16 protein-coding genes are annotated in these 16,445 nt (G+C 43.5%); 10 read left to right on the top strand and 6 right to left on the bottom strand.

Translation table 11 applies throughout. The features are described 5' to 3' along the window. Positions 1 to 13: 13 nt before the first annotated feature. The 5 genes from HFA01_RS13340 (at position 14) to HFA01_RS13320 (ending at position 4,288) form a co-directional block, all read left to right on the top strand. The gene (locus HFA01_RS13340; protein WP_146817038.1) at positions 14 to 712 is read left to right on the top strand and encodes an ABC transporter ATP-binding protein; all 699 of its coding nucleotides are present in this window, start codon (positions 14 to 16) and stop codon (positions 710 to 712) included. After that, positions 709 to 2,079, top strand: coding sequence for an ABC transporter permease (locus HFA01_RS13335; protein WP_146817036.1), 1,371 nt, complete (start codon positions 709 to 711; stop codon positions 2,077 to 2,079). Before HFA01_RS13340 ends, HFA01_RS13335 begins: the two co-directional genes overlap by 4 nt. A 165-nt stretch (positions 2,080 to 2,244) precedes the next feature. Then, on the top strand, positions 2,245 to 3,267 hold the full coding sequence (locus HFA01_RS13330) for an SEC-C metal-binding domain-containing protein (protein WP_146817034.1): 1,023 nt from the start codon (positions 2,245 to 2,247) through the stop codon (positions 3,265 to 3,267). A gap of 318 nt (positions 3,268 to 3,585) precedes the next feature. Further along, positions 3,586 to 3,753 (top strand): hypothetical protein, encoded by a 168-nt coding sequence (locus HFA01_RS13325; RefSeq protein WP_167506236.1) that lies wholly within the window; start codon positions 3,586 to 3,588, stop codon positions 3,751 to 3,753. A gap of 73 nt (positions 3,754 to 3,826) precedes the next feature. Beyond that, positions 3,827 to 4,288, top strand: a complete 462-nt coding sequence (locus HFA01_RS13320) for a hypothetical protein (protein ID WP_146817030.1) — start codon at positions 3,827 to 3,829, stop codon at positions 4,286 to 4,288. Between the two features lie 36 nt (positions 4,289 to 4,324). Here HFA01_RS13320 and HFA01_RS13315 read toward each other — a convergent pair whose 3' ends face one another. Together HFA01_RS13315 and HFA01_RS13310 are read right to left on the bottom strand one after the other, a co-directional pair. Further along, positions 4,325 to 7,084 (bottom strand): alpha-amylase family glycosyl hydrolase, encoded by a 2,760-nt coding sequence (locus tag HFA01_RS13315; protein ID WP_246139333.1) that lies wholly within the window; start codon positions 7,082 to 7,084, stop codon positions 4,325 to 4,327. A gap of 114 nt (positions 7,085 to 7,198) precedes the next feature. Then, the gene (locus HFA01_RS13310) at positions 7,199 to 7,789 is read right to left on the bottom strand and encodes a YdcF family protein (RefSeq protein WP_167506235.1); all 591 of its coding nucleotides are present in this window, start codon (positions 7,787 to 7,789) and stop codon (positions 7,199 to 7,201) included. A 195-nt stretch (positions 7,790 to 7,984) separates the two neighbouring features. Here HFA01_RS13310 and HFA01_RS13305 point away from each other — a divergent pair, with 195 nt between their 5' ends. Together HFA01_RS13305 and HFA01_RS13300 are read left to right on the top strand one after the other, a co-directional pair. Further along, positions 7,985 to 8,194 (top strand): YkvS family protein, encoded by a 210-nt coding sequence (locus tag HFA01_RS13305; protein WP_146817026.1) that lies wholly within the window; start codon positions 7,985 to 7,987, stop codon positions 8,192 to 8,194. A gap of 149 nt (positions 8,195 to 8,343) precedes the next feature. Beyond that, positions 8,344 to 8,598 (top strand): hypothetical protein, encoded by a 255-nt coding sequence (locus tag HFA01_RS13300; protein WP_146817024.1) that lies wholly within the window; start codon positions 8,344 to 8,346, stop codon positions 8,596 to 8,598. Positions 8,599 to 8,680: 82 nt separating this feature from the next. Here the strand turns inward: HFA01_RS13300 and HFA01_RS13295 are convergent, their stop codons facing one another. Then, complete coding sequence (locus HFA01_RS13295) at positions 8,681 to 9,709, bottom strand: LCP family protein (protein WP_146817022.1); 1,029 nt, start codon at positions 9,707 to 9,709, stop codon at positions 8,681 to 8,683. A gap of 137 nt (positions 9,710 to 9,846) precedes the next feature. Beyond that, positions 9,847 to 11,307: an APC family permease gene (locus tag HFA01_RS13290; RefSeq protein ID WP_146817020.1), complete on the bottom strand. Its 1,461-nt coding sequence runs from the start codon at positions 11,305 to 11,307 to the stop codon at positions 9,847 to 9,849. A 225-nt stretch (positions 11,308 to 11,532) separates the two neighbouring features. On the opposite strand from HFA01_RS13290, the gene HFA01_RS13285 reads away from it, so the two are divergent. Further along, on the top strand, positions 11,533 to 12,579 hold the full coding sequence (locus HFA01_RS13285; RefSeq protein WP_146817018.1) for a glycosyltransferase family 4 protein: 1,047 nt from the start codon (positions 11,533 to 11,535) through the stop codon (positions 12,577 to 12,579). A gap of 32 nt (positions 12,580 to 12,611) precedes the next feature. Here HFA01_RS13285 and HFA01_RS13280 read toward each other — a convergent pair whose 3' ends face one another. After that, entirely contained in the window at positions 12,612 to 13,598 is a 987-nt protein-coding gene (locus HFA01_RS13280; RefSeq protein WP_146817016.1) for an LCP family protein, read from the bottom strand. A gap of 14 nt (positions 13,599 to 13,612) precedes the next feature. Further along, entirely contained in the window at positions 13,613 to 14,254 is a 642-nt protein-coding gene (locus tag HFA01_RS13275) for a YigZ family protein (protein ID WP_146817014.1), read from the bottom strand. A gap of 163 nt (positions 14,255 to 14,417) precedes the next feature. On the opposite strand from HFA01_RS13275, the gene HFA01_RS13270 reads away from it, so the two are divergent. Then, positions 14,418 to 15,557, top strand: coding sequence for a sensor histidine kinase (locus HFA01_RS13270; RefSeq protein ID WP_146817012.1), 1,140 nt, complete (start codon positions 14,418 to 14,420; stop codon positions 15,555 to 15,557). A 168-nt stretch (positions 15,558 to 15,725) separates the two neighbouring features. Further along, positions 15,726 to 16,403 (top strand): response regulator, encoded by a 678-nt coding sequence (locus tag HFA01_RS13265; RefSeq protein WP_146817010.1) that lies wholly within the window; start codon positions 15,726 to 15,728, stop codon positions 16,401 to 16,403. Positions 16,404 to 16,445 lie beyond the last annotated feature (42 nt).

Here is a 16,445-nt window from a genome sequence, read left to right as displayed (position 1 = left end):
GGAGAAATGACCATTGATTAAAGTGGAGAATTTGTCGCATTCGTTTTTTGTAGGAAAAAAGAATAATAGACAGGAAGTTTCTGTTTTAAAAGATATTAATCTTGAGGTAGGAGAGGGTGAAATTGTAACCATCGTAGGCCGTAGTGGTTCCGGAAAATCAACATTATTGAACTTGATGAGCGGTTATATTAAATCGACGAAGGGGGATATTTTTATAGCGGATGAGAGAGTGACGGACTATAAGGAGTCCATCTGGGCTGATTTTCGAGCGGATCACCTGGGGTTCATTTTCCAAAGCTTTCAGCTGATTCCCAGTATGAACGCCTATCAGAATATTGAACTTCCACTAGTAATGAAAGGTGTTTCTGAAAAGGAGCGGAAGCAAAGGGTCGTTGAAATGCTTGATAAAGTCGGATTGAACGATTACCAGAATCACTATCCATCGGAACTATCCGGCGGACAGCAGCAGCGAGTGTCCGTTGCACGGGCTCTTATCGTTCAGCCGCCGATTATTCTAGCCGATGAACCTACAGGGAGCTTGGATCAGGAAACGGAGGGGGAGTTGCTGGAATTCATTCAACAGTTGAATAGGGTAGAGAACATTACTTTCGTCATCATCACTCATGATGAAGAAGTGGCACGTGTCGCTGACAGGACCATTCGTCTTGAGGATGGGCGTATAGCTGCTGATTGGGAGGTGGCGGTGCGATGAGGTGGAAAGACCGGTTCCAATTGATCAGACAGAACATGAAGAAAAATAAATCCCGTGTGTTTATGACGATTCTTGCTACATCCATCGGGTGTGCATTTCTTATCGTCCTTGCATCCGTTGGTTTCGGTGCTCAAAGGTTTATTGTTAACGATATTATGCAGGACCGGGCGGTAACGGAAGTCACGGTCTATGGTAAACAGACGCAGGAAGAAGGGGAAAGCCCTGAAATCACCAAGGACGACATTGAAAGCTTCAAATCAATGGAAAACGTCAAGGCTGTCTCACATAAAGTCCAGCTGCGAACGGAAACGGAACTTCTTTATGATACCTATGCTGGTGATTCAACGGTTAGTGTCGTAGATTTTCGGTCAGAAAAAGAAGCGGGCTTGAAATTATCAGCGGGACGCATGCCCCAGAGGAAGAATGAAGTTCTTGTTGGGTACCATATGGATCAACTTTTATATAAAAAGAGTGATGAACAAGCGGGAGATCAGATTTTTAATCAAAATGGTCTTGTAAAAGAAGAGTTCCGGATGGGTGAAGGCTTATTAAATAAAACGGTTGAGATTGAAGTGGAACAGTACAAGGGGGATGAATGGGGAACGGAAACTTTCCCGGTTAAAGTGGTTGGGATTATGGAAGAACCCGCAAGAGATTGGCAGATAAGTAGTGATGTCTACATCTCCGAAGCTGTGTTAAAGGATATTGAAGCTTTTACAGAAACGGCTTATGGGGCAACCATCCATCCAGATATGAAAACAGACGAAGTGGAAATGTTACTGTCCGAGGAGAAAGACCGGGTCTATAATGATGTCCAGGTCATAGCCGGCAACATGGAGCAGGTGGAAAATCTATCACAGAACCTCAAAGATGAAGGCTACCATATTTACTCGGTGACGGAAGAACTCGATCAGATCAATATTGTATTTGCTGTAGTTAAAGTAGGATTGATCATAGTGGGTACGATTGCTTTACTGATTGCGTCGATTGGAATCTACAATACGATGTCCATGGCTGTTACAGAACGGACCCAGGATATTGGCATCATGAAAGCCATCGGTGGCCACCCTAAGATGATCCGCAGCATCTTCTTGATGGAAAGTGGCTATATTGGGTTGATGGGAGCGTTTGTCGGTGCCGCCCTTGCCTATCTTGTAAGCGTAGGAATTAACATGCTGCTTCCTCTTGTGATTCAACAAGTCTTTGATCAGACGTTAGAAGAAGCGATTCAATTGTCATATATCCCTCCTTACTTGGCGCTTATTTGTTTGGTGCTCAGTATCGGTGTAGCGATTCTTTCCGGTCTCAAGCCAGCCAGGAAAGCCACGCGCATTGATGTACTAAGCGCACTAAGAAGAGATGTTTAAGTGCGGGTTTTATATCCAAATACTGTAAGACCAGGTCATCCAATATTTGGATGACCTGGTCTGTATATAATTTCCTCCTTCTTTTTTCCTTGATTTTTTGCATGTTGGCTCAATCTTCGGTACTCTAGTAGAGTTGAACGTTTATGAGTTAAGAGAGGGATATCAATGAGTAAGGTAAAAAGAAATGACCCATGTCCATGCGGAAGTGGGAAGAAATATAAGAAATGCTGTATGAATAAGACTAACGAAGGTGTGGGATCCACAAGCCTTCATGAAGAGTTGAAAGGCCACTATAGCCACTTTATGGCCTATGTGAACCGCAACTATCCGAATGTCACGCCTAACGAAGAGCGTGAAACACAGGAGCAGGAAGTAGAAGCGGCTTTCCGTATGGTGCAAGGGGTATTCATGGAAAAGCTAGAAGATGGAACTACGCTTTATGACGAATTTTTTGAAAAGAAGCAGGATAAGATTGTACGTCCAGCGACGCTAGCGTCAATGGAAGCGTGGAAATCACCGCTCGCTAGTGTTTTCCGTATCCAGGAGATCCAGTCTGAGCAGACCATCATGGTTGAAGAAGTTTGGAGCGGTCTAACGTATGAAGTGAAACGTGACGGCATTCCGTTGAAGGAAGAAAATTATCCTCACATGCCGTATGTGGTTGGAGTTGTTCTGAAATGGGGGCCGATCTTCAATTTCGTTCCGCTCGCCATTCCCAACTATGAGGAATCCTATCAAACTTTCAAGAAGACGGTAGAGGAGAAATCCCAGCAAGCTGGATATGAATCCATACATGCTTACATGCAGGATACACTTATTGAACAGTTGAGAAACTGGATGTATATGAACGTTTCCGAAGAGTCCTCTGAAGAACAAGAGCTGCAAGAAAAAGAAACGCCAGCAACCGCGGAAGATGAAGTGCTCGACCTTGTCGACGATGAGCTGAAAACAGAACCAACCTTTGAGAGGTTGCGTGAGGCTTGGCTCTCTTATAAACAGGAAGAAGATCCAACGTTCCGTAAACCGGAAGTGGTTTCTGCTGCACTTGAACACATCTATCGTACTTCTGAAGAGTTCCGTACAGAACCTGAGAAGGTCACGAAAAAAGCAGTTGCAACGAAATATGATGTTAGTCCCAGCAGCATGAGTAAACGGATTACTCAGCTGAAGGAATATATCGAAGGTTGATCATTTAAAGCTTAGAGCTCGGCGCTCTAAGCTTTTTTTGCGAGGATATTGATAAAAGTCTAAAAGCCACCGATAAAGTCGTGAAAGTAACAAATAAAACCCTGAAACACACCGATAAAATGAACAAAGCCACTGATAAAAGTGCTGAAGTCACCGATAAAGCCTAAAAGTCGCTAATAAAAGTTCGGAAGTCGCTAATAAAACCCCCGAAGCAGCTAATAAAATCCTGAAACCTGCTCATAACATCTCAAGAAAATGATTTCTCTATTCTCCCAATGTGATGAGGATTATGGCAAGCGGGTAGCGGAAGGGCTCGGCATGAGTGCATGCATGAGTGCAGGGAACATGAATGCAGAAATGGCGGATGAAATTGCAACGACGAAAGGAAAGCTGCCGAAAAAAGGAGGCTCTCCGATCGGAAGTTCAGGCGCTGCCGATGCTGTAGATGAAGCCCAGGAAAAAGGTCACGATGCGGATCCTTATTGATGTTTTAAGCCTGACTCAAATGAGAGTCAGGTTTTTCTTTTCCCTTGCATAAGGTAAATAGGGGAGGGATCACATGAAGCGGAGCCGTTCACCAATGATTATCATCTTTGTTTTAGGCTTGATTCTTATCCTTGCCATTGTCCTCACCATTTTCTTCATGACTCGACCTGGTCAGCGTGCAGAAAGTACTATTGAACAGTTTTATTTACATGAACAACAAGGGAAGTTTTCTGATTCGTGGGAGCTTTTTCACTCGCAGATGAAAGGGAAATTTGCAAAAGGACACTACATACAAGACCGTGCGCACGTGTTCATGAATCACTTCGGCGTAGAAAGCTTTGAATTTGTGATGGGAGATTTGAAGAAGCTTGATCAATGGACGATGGAAAAAGGATCGAAACCTCTATCGCCCGTTTACCAAGCGACTGTGATTCAAACATACAAAGGAAAGTACGGTCTTTTCCGACTGCATCAAGATGTTTATGTGGCAGAAGAAAAAGGGGAGTGGAAGGTTCTGTGGGATTATCATAAATAATAAAAGCTTCCTACTGAAGAGTAGGAAGCTTTTTTGTCAGGCGGCTTCATTCATGGCTTGCATCCGTTCCACCGTCACTTGGTATTCGTTTTTGGGGTCAAAAATAAAGATGTACTCCCCATCTGCTTCAGGTGTGAAGCGGAGGTTGTCGCCTTCCAGCCATTCGCCATCACGGACAAATTTATATTCCACCGTTTCTCCTGCGGTCATTTCAATCGGCTCACTTTTCCAGAGAGCCTCTTGTTTATCGAAGGTCAGCATGTTGTCATCACTGGACCAGTCGAGCGGTTCAGATCCACGCAACACGACCTTGTTGTATTTCTTTTCTTCTGATGGAGCTTCGTAGCGAAGTTTCCCTTTGACATCATAGATCGCCACAGATCCAGCTTCGCTTGTCATTTCAAGCACGCCTTCATGACTCTTCAGCTTCTCCTTCTCTAAAAGCGAAGTGAGCTGTACTTTGTTCGGGGTCTGCTGATTGTAAAGGTCGATGATATCCAGCATCCGGTCTTCATCACCCAGGTTCATAACGACAAGCACTTTGTCTTGTGGCACGGAACGTTCAAACACCAGGACGTCGTCATCAGAGTAGATGATGTTGAAATCTCCATGCGTTAAGGCCGGCTGATCATTTCTAGCATCAATTAACGTTTTGTAATGGGAGAGAATCTCCTCATTCTGCTCTTTTTCCTCCCAAATCATCATCTCACGGTAATAGCGGTCTTTCCACTCCTTCACCTCATTATGGTCACCGCTTTGGGACAAGCCGACCTCATCGCCATAGTAGATGATTGGTGCGCCAGGTAACGTAAACTGAAGCGCAGCCGCGTTCTTCAATGTGTCTTCGTTCCCATCTGCTTCAAATAGGAAACGCGGCATGTCGTGACTATCTAAAAAGGTTGCCGCAACAAATTCATCACCATAAGTTCCGAAGGTCTCCTGGAGAGATGAAGCTAGTACGTTTACCGAACCATCCTGAATGAATGCATTCGTGATCGCGGAATGGGTCTCGAAATCGATCGCTCCATCTAATTTCCCTTTGTAAGAAGAAATGGTATCAAGATTATCCCACACTTCTCCGAAGATGAAGGCATCTTCATCCAGTGATTTTACTTTATGACGGAAGTCAACCCAGAAGCTTTGGCTTGGGCCTTTGGCATAATCCAGGCGGAACCCGTCCACACCGATTTCATTCATCCAGAACGGAACGACTTCATCCAGCATGTATTCGCGCGTTTCCGGGTTGTCATTGTTCAACTCAGGCAGTTCCTGAATGCCATAAAACGTATCATATTCATTTGGGTAATTCGTAAATGTGTACCAATCATAGTAAGGGCTGTCCGGACCTTTTTCCAATGCCTCCTGGAAAAAGTCGTGCTGATCGGATGTGTGGTTTGGCACAAGATCATAAACGACTTTCATATCACGTTTGTGTGCTTCATCGACAAGTTCTTTCATGAGCTGATTGCTGCCGAATCGAGGATCGATGTTCATGAAATCTGTCGGATGATAGCCGTGAGAGTAGGGTCCCTCATAAATCGGCGAAATCCAAAGGGTATTTACACCAAGATCCTCGATATAATCGATTTTTTCGAGGACACCTTGAAGGTCTCCTCCCATCCAGCCTTTTAACTGCTCATCATAGGACTGTTCCGGATCAACAGAGGTATTGTTCTCCGTGCTTCCATCTCGGAAACGGTCGACGAATACTTGATAAATGACCGCTTCTTTCGCCCATTTCGGAGATTCATAGGTGTCTACATAATAAGCAAATTCGGTGGCTTCTTCAGAACTCAACCCATTGTTATCGGCGAATTGAGTGCCATCACTGTTGGAGTTCCAAACATCGAGTTTATATTTTACTCGTGTTTCTTTTTTCTGGGAGGGGATGATCCCTTCCATGGTCGATGTTTTCAATCCGTCGGCATTTTCAGATGAATCCGTCACTTGTAACGGAACGGTTTGTCCATGAATGGCTTCTCCACGCTTTCCGTCTGGAGTGGTACCGTCCGTAGTGTAATAGATGGCTCCTTTGTCGATTGGTCCAAAGTGCTGCACTTCGACTTTAACCGTTACATCATCACGATGATCCGGCACGTAGGGGGTATGGTTGTACTCATGAGTGACCGATTGAGCGACCGGAACTTTTTTCCACTGGGTGACCGTATCCTCTTTTGTTTCATTGGCGGTGGATAAGGTTACCGTGCGAGCTTCAGAAAGTTCTTCTTTATAAGATTCCCCGGCAAGACTATAAAAATAGGAAACTTCTTCGCCTGCTTGTCCTACAAGTTGAGTCGTGTACGTATTTTCAGAGGTTTTCGTCATAGGAGCGGCTGTGTAATGGAAGTCATTTTTGCTTGAAGCGACTGTAGGCGTCACCCATTCCGGCGTTCCCTCTGGGACGGTGAGCTCAAGCTCCACACTTGCTTCGTACGTATCAGCGAGGCGGACGTCCACTGTACGTTCGCTTTCCGGGTGAAAAGCGAAAATGTACTCTGCATCTTGAGGAGCTGTGTACGTCAAGTTTGATCCAGACATCCAATCTCCATCATAAACAAACTTGAACTCTGTCACTTTTCCACCTTCCAATGGTATTGGACCACTGAGCCATACGCCTTCTTCTGCATCGTAAGTCAGAGGGGTGTCATTCGAACTCCAATCTAAAGTTTCAGCGTTCCCCCGTAATACAACTGAATCGTACGTTTTGGCATCTGCATAGGTTGGTGCAACCGGTTGCGCAAATGACAAAAATAATACCGCTATACCAATCAGCCAAATCCAACGTTTTTCTATCAAATGAATCCCATCCTTTCGAAATTATAAGTGAAATCGCTTTCATAATAAAGGAGTCGACATGGAATGTCCATAGGGCTATGGGATTAAATGTCAGAAAAGATAGAAAAATTCCGTTTACTCTAAGAGTAAACGGAACCAATAGACACCTATTTTCACATACTCCCCGAACGTGATCCTTTGCTCATTTTCTGTCATTCCATCAGAAGGATCAAAGGCAGAAGAGACGAAGGAGTAGTCCACTTCAATCTGGTTGTCGTAAATATCATCAAAGGTCATTTTCGTACGTCGTGAATGGTAATCACTTGTGACTACAAGAGCGGATTCAAAGCCTTCTTCCTCCATAATGTCTTTAGAGAGGGTCGCGTTTTCATATGTACTGGTGGCGGAAGGCTCTTCGAATATGGCGCTTTGAGGGACCCCTCGTTCCATGGCTTCCTCAGGCGTGGTGCTGTTTTCCGTAGAATTCGTCAAAATCATGTGACTCGTCAATCCATCGTTAAAGAGATCTGTCGCATGTTCGAGGCGCTCTTCACTCCCGCTTAAAACGATAATTGCATCGTATTCTTTAGAGGTTTTCAAGGAATCTCCAGCCATTAAAAATTCTGGTCCCAGGAGAAGGGGTGTCATCACTGCTGTCGACAGGAATAAAATGAAGAATAGGAAGGATAGAAGAATAATTTTTTTTGTTTTCTTAATATGAGCCACCATAAAAACCCCCAGAATTTGGATAACTTTACTATCTAGTATATATCTCCATAGAAAATTATGAAACCTACTATTGTTTTACTTGTATAATCTTGTCGAATTTAGTAACATATATTGTAAAAGTTTTGTTTGAATTGTTTGTTAATTCATTGTAAAGTTTATTCAAAATACGAGGAAGAGAAAGGGTAGAGAGATATGGTACAACCTGATGATCGCATTGCCACTCCAGGGCAAATCGTAACTTTTGAGAGAAATGACATCATTTTCAAAGGAAGAGTCATTCCTAGTCAATGTCAGCAATCTGTTATCGTAGATTTGACGATCATGGATAACTTAGATGAAATCGATTTCGAATACGACAGAACGGTTGTGGCTCATACCAATTATCGTATTTTAGAAGAATGAATGTAAAGACCTTTTCTCGAGGAGAAAGGGTCTTTTTACTTTCTACCTAGTCCTATATGCTGTTTTCGCTGACTCCTTTTTCTTATAAAATGAAAGAAAAAGAAAAGGTATACGGATCAGGGAGGGTATATTAGAAAGGATGCATTTACGTGGGATTGACTAAACTTATATTGGATCATCTGGAGTTCTCCATTAAGGCACGTTACAGTGTTCGAATAGATCAAACCATTGTTGTTGAGCCATTGATTCGAATTACAGAAGATACATTTAATCGTTTCCTATATGATAAGCCTGTCATTGATTGTATCTCTATACATAATCCAGACTTCCCATCCCTCTTAACTTATAAAGGGCCTTATACGTTTGAAAGATTGAATGGCCTGTTAATTTTCAAGCTCTGTTAAAGCTGTTTTCGAATGAAATAAAGGCTCTTTATAATAAAACACCAGCTTCTGCTAAGTGGAAGCTGGTGTTTTGTTTATGGTTTCAGGAAGAGAAGGAATTGTCCTCCTGAGGTGTTTCATTTATTTTTAAAGCAGTCTTGATTTTAGTGGACAGCTCACGAACACTTCCATCATAAGGAACAAAGTAGAAGAGTCCATCTTCCAGACGTGTGTTCTCTCCTTCAAGTGTAAATGTCTCGGTTGAAGGATTTTTTGATGAAAATGCTTTTTGCATCGCAAAAGCTTCTTTTACTGAAAGGTTTGTTTGAACGTTACTGCTGACCACATCCGCCAATTCATCGGCTTTGAAAATATTCCCTGGAGATAGAGCTTGATCAATACTTGCTTTTATAAATTGACGCTGTCTTTCATCTCTGGGGTATTCAATGGCAACGTCTCTCTTTCTCATCCTTACAAAGGCAAGAGCTTCTTCCCCATCCATTTTCGTTTCGCCTTCTACAAATTCAATTCTTTTATCGTGGCTTAAGTGGCTTCGTTCCCAAAACCCTTTTTTGACGTCTACGGTTACGCCGCCTAACACATCAACAATTTCAGCAAACCCTTCAAAGTTAACCGATGCATATTTGTCGATCGGTACATCTAAATAATCTTCAACAGTTTCAATGGTCAATTTTTCAGCACCGTAACCACTGATCTCTCCAAGCGTGTACGCGGCGTTAATTTTATGACTTCCTGCATATTTTTCGCCAACTTTACTCGCCGGGATGTCTACCTTTAAATCCCTCGGAATACTGGTCATCGTCATATCCTGTGTTTTTGGATCGATGGTCAGCACAATTTGAGTGTCTGCTCTGCCGGCCTTACCGTCAGAGGAGTAATCCTCAACCCCGAGTAAAAGGATGGAGATCGGTTCATCTCCGATATCCACGGCTTCTTCCCGTAGATCCGATTTATTTCCACGGTCCAGATCTTCATAGGAAGCTGTATATACTTGCGACACATAGTAGAAAATTCCACCTATGGTCATTGCGAACAAAAGAAAAAGCATCAGTCCAATGCGTCGTTTCTGCTTCTTTTTGCGTCTGCGAACGCGAATGATTCGTTTAGCCAATGTTTGTCACCTCTATTTTAACCTCTCAGCTTTTCATTCTACCACATTTGAAAACAATCGAAGGACCTCGTTCTTTTGTTGTGGAAAATGTAAAAGGATTGACATAAACGAATCATGAATTTCCCCTTGTTGTACGGTTATATTTCTTCTTTTTCAAGAATTAAATAATTCATCTCCTTACGGTCAATGTGACTGTAACGCTTATAGTTCAGGAGGTAGAAAATCAACCCGATGAGAATCCAGACGGCCAAAGCGATGTAGGATTCTCTTCCAAGGGACGCAGGGGACCATGGGATTAAGAGAAGAGCTAAGAAACATAAAGAGCTCAACATCCCGATAAGTGACAAAAACTTCCTTAACGGGTCCACGGTTGCTTTCCGATTAGAATTTGATGGATCTTTCTTCCAGTGGAAGAATTTATAGGCGGTAGCCGTGCAGAAGAAGTAAGCAATGGCAACCCCGGTAGAAGACATGTCGACAACCCATAGCAAGGCTTCCCGTCCGAACCATGGAGCGATCAAACAGACGCCCATCGTAAACAAAATCCCTACATAAGGTGTCCTGTATTTAGGATGGAGCTTTCTGAATAGACCAGGTAGAATGCGAGCCCTTCCCATGGCAAATGTCAATCGGCTTGCAGAAATATAAAAACCGTTCAGTCCTGTGAAAATACCCATACAAACAGATAAAGCTATGAGCCAAACACCGACTCTCCCGAGGTAGCTCTGGATGGCATCACCTGTCCCCCATACGGATTGCGTTCGTTCAATCTGTTGTAGCAACTCCTGCCAGGGCATCGTACTTGCTGTAATCAGTATCATAGCGCTATAGGCCAACCCTGCCGCTAACAGTGACCAAATAATTAGTCGGAATGCTTTTTGTGGAGCAAAATCAAATTCTTCAGCGGCCTGGGGGATGTTGTCAAACCCAACATAAGCGAACGGTGCAATCGCTAATATGGTGACAATGGATGCGATCACCGATTTCTCAGGTGAGAAAGCAGGAGTGATATTGGTGATGCTCGGACCTTCCGTCCATAGGGCACCCAGGGCTAATAATGTGATTCCCAGAATTAAGATGAGGCTGAATACAAACTGTGTTTGTCCTGAAAAACTGGCCCCTCGGATGTTCAATAAAGCAAAGACAATTAAGGCAGCGCTTGCGATGGCTACTTGAATAATGGAAACATCATACCCGGCGACGGTGTACATATTTCCTGTTTGGATGAAGGAAGGGAATAAAAACTTTGCAAGTAGCGCTAGTGCAGAGGCGTTGAGGGCAACGATACAGATGTACCCTAACGTAAGGAACCATCCGGCAACGAACGCATACGTCCGTCCAAACCCAATATAAGCATAGGCGAACTCTCCGCCTGTAACGGGGAATTTTTCAATTAAGAAACCGTAACTGACTCCAATGATCATCATCAATACAGCACCAAGGGATAAGCCGACCACCACACCCACAGGACCCGCTTGAGCAATCCAGTCTGTCGGAAGGACGAAAGCTCCCCAACCGATAGCCGAACCAAAGGCAATCGCCCACACCCAGTGAGGCTTTAGTGACTTCTCTAATTTCTTTCTTTCTCTGTCCGCCATACCATTCTCCTCCCGGCACCTTTTTTACATTCAAAGGTTTTACAACATTCAAAAAAGGCTAATCAAAAAGTAATGAAATCGTTACATGAAATCGGCTGTTCTTGTGATATAATTTTTCACGGTTAATATGGTGCTTTTCCATAAGAACTATGCATGGGAAAATGGTATTTAATATCAGCTTTTATTTCATTCGGAGAGGATATAATAAACCTGAGGAGGGTCTTTATGGAGTATAAGGCCTTGTTATTTTGCTTGATGGTTGCGGTCATCATCACGCCGTTAGTCAAGAAATTAGCAATTAAAATCGGTGCAACGGATCAACCGAACCATCGTAAAGTACACAAAAATGTCATGCCACGCCTTGGTGGATTGGCGATCTATATAAGCTTTGCTCTCGGTATTTTATTTTTCTTTCCCGAAAGTAACTATACCTGGCCCGTTCTCATTGGAGCTACCGTTATCATCATAACCGGAGTGTTGGATGACCTTACGGAGCTATCCGCGAAACTTAAACTTTTCGGCCAACTTTTGGCTGCGGCCATCGTTGTCATGGGTGGCGTTCAGGTTGATTTCATCAACTTACCGTTTGGTGGTCAGCTTGACTTGGGTTATTTAAGTATACCGATTACGATTTTGTGGATTATCGCGATTACAAATGCCATCAACCTCATTGATGGTCTAGATGGATTAGCCGCAGGCGTATCAGCGATTGCGCTGTTAACGATTTCCGGCATGGCGATTACGATGGGGAACGTCTTCGTTGTTTTCGCAGGACTCATGATGTTAGGAAGTACGCTTGGCTTCTTAGTGTATAACTTTTATCCTGCCAAGATTTTCATGGGCGATACGGGTGCACTGTTTTTAGGGTTTATGATCAGTGTGCTTGCACTACTTGGCTTTAAAAACGTCACGTTATTTTCTTTCGTCATTCCGATCATCATTCTTGGTGTTCCTATTTCGGACACGTTATTTGCGATTGTCCGCAGAGTGATTCAAAGAAAGCCTTTATCAGCCCCTGACAAGTCGCACCTGCATCACTGCTTAATTAATCTTGGCTACAGTCACCCTGAAGCCGTGCTGATGATTTATGCTGCCAGTGCCTTGTTTAGTTTAGCGGCCGTGATCTTTTCACAAGCGACCATTTATGGTGCCATATCCGTTATTGCTTTATTAGCAATTATGATTGAACTGATTGTTGAAATCACCGGACTGGTAGGGAAAGATTACAGACCTTTATTGAATATGATTAACGGCTCAAAGTCGAAGCAATAAAAAAAGCTGCTCCAGATATCTGGAGCAGCTTTTTACATGGAATTTTCTTCTTCATCTTCACTGGCCACCGGATTTGGCAGCTCGAGATGGTCTTTCAATTCATCAGAGGTGGCCGCTAAAGGCTCCTGGGCAAGCTGATAATACCATCCATGACCAGTGAAGCCCCCTTCGCCCTCAAGTTGCATTTTGTCAAAGGTGAAGTTCTCTTTTTGAAGGAAGTAATCTTTAAACTGAATCATCTCATTAAAGGTCAAATTCGTTTTCATATTCGCACTTATGGATGCTAAAATCTCATCCATGTTGCTCAGCCCTTTCGTTGAGACGGTTTCTCGGAAGATTTGCTGGATGATCTCCATCTGCCGTTCGCCTCTGGCTAAGTCGCTGTCATATTTTCTCGTACGCGCTAAGGCGAGGGCTTCTTCCCCATTAATCAGTTGTTTTCCTTCTGATAATTCAATGGCGCCTGCCTGATCTTCACTGTTTTGTTCTTTGATATCAAACGGAACGTCGTAAGTGATCCCGCCGATGGAATCAACAATTTCAACAAATGAGTTGAAATTCACCTGTACATAATAATCGACAGGAACATCCAACATCCTTTCCACTGTTTCTACCGTTCCATCAATCCCGCCGAAGGCATGAGCGTGAGCAATTTTATCCTCGTACCCCACTTCAGGGATATACGTGAGAGAGTCCCTCGGTATGTTCAGCATCTTGATGGATTTGTCATCTTCATTGAAAGTGGCAAGGACCAATGCGTCAGATCTTGAGGCTGCGTTCGATCTTTGGTCACTATCGTCGATCCCTATGAATAAAACAGAGGTATGATCCTTGGCTGGGGTTACTTCTGTCGTACGTTTGTCTGATTTTTCACCACGTTCAAGTCCTTGGTGAGATTCTGAGGCCGTCTCCTTAACTTGGTCTGTTAAGTAAGCTGCGTAGCCGGTTGCTGCCCCGACTCCAACGAGAAACAAAAATAGGAAGGACCAAAGGATAACGTATCTTTTACGGCGCATCATATCCGTAAACTCCTTTACTCAAGTGTGACGTCAAATTCTACATAGGAAGCGTCCCCTTGTTCAATGGATGCCTGACCACTCGTCAGATTTGTCATCCAATCTTGAAATTCCTGCTCCAGTCCGCTTTCCACATATACTATTAATTCCACACTTTCTAGGTAATTAATCCCTTCCAATGTGTAATCTGAGTTTCTGACCTCATTTTCCACTTTGCCAAGAAGGTGATAATCAATCGTTACTTTCATCTCTTTCATCAATTGACGCTTGACGACACCTGTCGTATTGATCGCTTCTGAAGCCGTTGATCCATAGGCACGAATCAGTCCGCCAGCCCCAAGTTTAATTCCGCCAAAATAACGAGTCACAACGACTGCTGTGTCCTTCAGTCCTCTTTTTTTCAACACTTCAAGAATGGGGACACCTGCCGTTCCGCTTGGTTCCCCATCATCGTTCGCTTTTTGTATAAGGTCCTGCTCGCCAATCATGTAGGCGGAGCAGTTATGGGTGGCATCATGGTGTTTCTTTTTAATCTGTGAAATGAAGTCCTGGGCTTCCTCTTCGGTTTCACAGCGTTTGACATAACCGATGAAGCGGGACTTCTGGATGGTCACTTCTTCTGAACCCTCAGGTTTTACGGTATAATAACTTTCTAACATCGTCTCAAAAACCTCCTAAGGTTTAATTATATCGATGGGTGAAAAAATCGGCAATCCATGGTAGGGCTGCTGTTCATTATTTTACATTTTTACTGAAAATCACCCCCACAAATGGACATGGGTCTTACGAATGAGTATGTGAATATTGATGGAGGGACTTATGATGAGTTTTAACAAAACAGGGGACATCGCCCTTGACCATATCATCAATGAGATGGTCGATACGGTCACTAATAGTAAAGATGAAATTTTTCAAATTGGTGAAGAGTCCCGAAGTGAATTTGAAAAACTGAACAAAGAACTGACAGAAACGAAGAAGCAAGTGCTGGCTCTTATCGATGATGGAGACAAGCTTGAACAGAAAGTCCGCTTTTCACGGACGCGCTTATCAGAAGTCAGCAAGCACTTCCAAAAGTATTCAGAGGAAGAAATTCGAAAAGTATATGAGCAAACCCACGAACTTCAAATGGATTTATCCATGAAGCGGGAAAAAGAAAAACAGCTGCGTGAACGACGGGATGATTTAGAGATCCGTCTTCGCAATTTAGAAGAAACCATCGGCCGTGCAGAAGCGCTCAGTGGGAAAATTTCTGTTGTGCTGAATTATTTGACAGAAGATTTCAAGCATGTCAGTGACGCACTTGAAGATGCGAAGGAAAAGCAGGAGTTCGGCTTGCAGATCATTGAAGCTCAGGAAGAAGAGCGGCGGCGATTGTCCAGGGAAATCCATGATGGACCTGCGCAGATGCTTGCGAATGTCATGTTACGTTCGGACCTTGTCGGGAGGACTTATCGCGAACGTGGAATAGAGGAAGCCTTGGAAGAGGTTAAAAGCGTACGTGCACTTGTACGATCAGCGCTCTATGAGGTCAGAAGAATCATCTATGACCTTCGACCGATGGCGCTGGACGATCTCGGGCTGATCCCAACACTGAAAAAGTATTTGGCTACCATTGAAGATTACAACAAAAATGTCCGTTTTTCCTTTACCTCCTTTGGGAAAGAAAAACGACTGGAGACCAAATATGAAGTGGCTCTCTTCCGTCTCGTTCAGGAAGCGGTGCAAAATGCGCTGAAGCATGCAGAACCATCTGAAATTAAAGTGAAAGTTGAAATGAAGTCAAATGCCGCTACGATCATCGTGAAGGATGATGGGAAAGGATTTGACACATCCAAGAAAAAAGAGAAATCCTTCGGCTTGGTCGGGATGAGAGAACGCGTCGACATGCTCGATGGAGAACTTAACATTGATTCAAGCATCGGTGAAGGGACGATTGTCACAATTCATTTACCAATAAATTGATATTTTATCGAAAAACTATGTAAATGGACGTGAATCGTTTATAATAGAGAATAGGATTAGGGTAGATTCAAACTTCTAAAAAATAGACAAAAATAAAGATAGAGAGAGAAAGAATAGGTTAGGGGAACCAAAAACCATTCTATGTGTGAGAAACAGGAGGAAATGACCATGACGACCAGAATAGTCCTAATTGATGATCATAAATTATTCCGTGAAGGCGTAAAAAGAATTTTAGATTTTGAATCAAGCTTTGAAGTTGTAGCTGAAGGTGATGACGGGGATACAGCGGTCCACCTTATTGAAGAGCATATGCCTGATGTTGTCCTGATGGATATCAACATGCCGAGCATGAACGGGGTCGAGGCGACAGCTGAGATCACGAAACGCTATCCAGAAATGAAGGTCATTATTCTATCGATTCACGATGATGAGAACTATGTGACACACGCACTGAAGACAGGGGCGCAAGGGTACCTTCTTAAAGAGATGGATTCAGATGCCCTGATTGATGCGATCAAAGTTGTGGGCGCTGGTGGTTCTTACCTGCATCCGAAAGTCACACACAACTTAGTAGCGGAATATCGACGTCTCGCAGATAGCAAAGGAAGCAGTGCTTACCGCACAATCGAATATCGAAAGCCACTGCACCTGCTTACACGCCGTGAATGTGAAGTGCTGCAACTGTTGGCGGACGGAAACAGCAACCGTGGCGTAGCAGAAGCTCTTTACATCAGTGAAAAGACCGTAAAGAACCACGTAAGTAATATCCTCCAGAAAATGAACGTCAACGACCGTACCCAGGCTGTCGTAACAGCTATCAAAAACGGCTGGGTCGAAGTCATCTAAATAAAAGTACAAACAAAGAGTTAGGGCTGTTTTTTCAGGTGC

This window comes from Halobacillus faecis, assembly GCF_007991335.1.
In the GTDB taxonomy this organism is placed as follows: Bacteria; Bacillota; Bacilli; order Bacillales; family Halobacillaceae; genus Halobacillus; species Halobacillus faecis.
Note: the sequence above shows the minus strand (reverse complement) of the source record. Positions and strands in the feature narration are given on the sequence as shown.

Bases quoted from the DNA above. Each gene is read 5' to 3' on its own strand.
- HFA01_RS13320 (WP_146817030.1), top strand. From the start codon at position 3,827: ATGAAGCGGAGCCGTTCACCAATGATTATCATCTTTGTTTTAGGCTTG.
- HFA01_RS13275 (WP_146817014.1), bottom strand. From the start codon at position 14,254: ATGTTAGAAAGTTATTATACCGTAAAACCTGAGGGTTCAGAAGAAGTG.
- HFA01_RS13285 (WP_146817018.1), top strand. From the start codon at position 11,533: ATGGAGTATAAGGCCTTGTTATTTTGCTTGATGGTTGCGGTCATCATC.
- HFA01_RS13265 (WP_146817010.1), top strand. From the start codon at position 15,726: ATGACGACCAGAATAGTCCTAATTGATGATCATAAATTATTCCGTGAA.
- HFA01_RS13330 (WP_146817034.1), top strand. From the start codon at position 2,245: ATGAGTAAGGTAAAAAGAAATGACCCATGTCCATGCGGAAGTGGGAAG.
- HFA01_RS13270 (WP_146817012.1), top strand. From the start codon at position 14,418: ATGAGTTTTAACAAAACAGGGGACATCGCCCTTGACCATATCATCAAT.
- HFA01_RS13325 (WP_167506236.1), top strand. From the start codon at position 3,586: ATGAGTGCATGCATGAGTGCAGGGAACATGAATGCAGAAATGGCGGAT.
- HFA01_RS13290 (WP_146817020.1), bottom strand. From the start codon at position 11,307: ATGGCGGACAGAGAAAGAAAGAAATTAGAGAAGTCACTAAAGCCTCAC.
- HFA01_RS13335 (WP_146817036.1), top strand. From the start codon at position 709: ATGAGGTGGAAAGACCGGTTCCAATTGATCAGACAGAACATGAAGAAA.
- HFA01_RS13280 (WP_146817016.1), bottom strand. From the start codon at position 13,598: ATGATGCGCCGTAAAAGATACGTTATCCTTTGGTCCTTCCTATTTTTG.
- HFA01_RS13305 (WP_146817026.1), top strand. From the start codon at position 7,985: ATGGTACAACCTGATGATCGCATTGCCACTCCAGGGCAAATCGTAACT.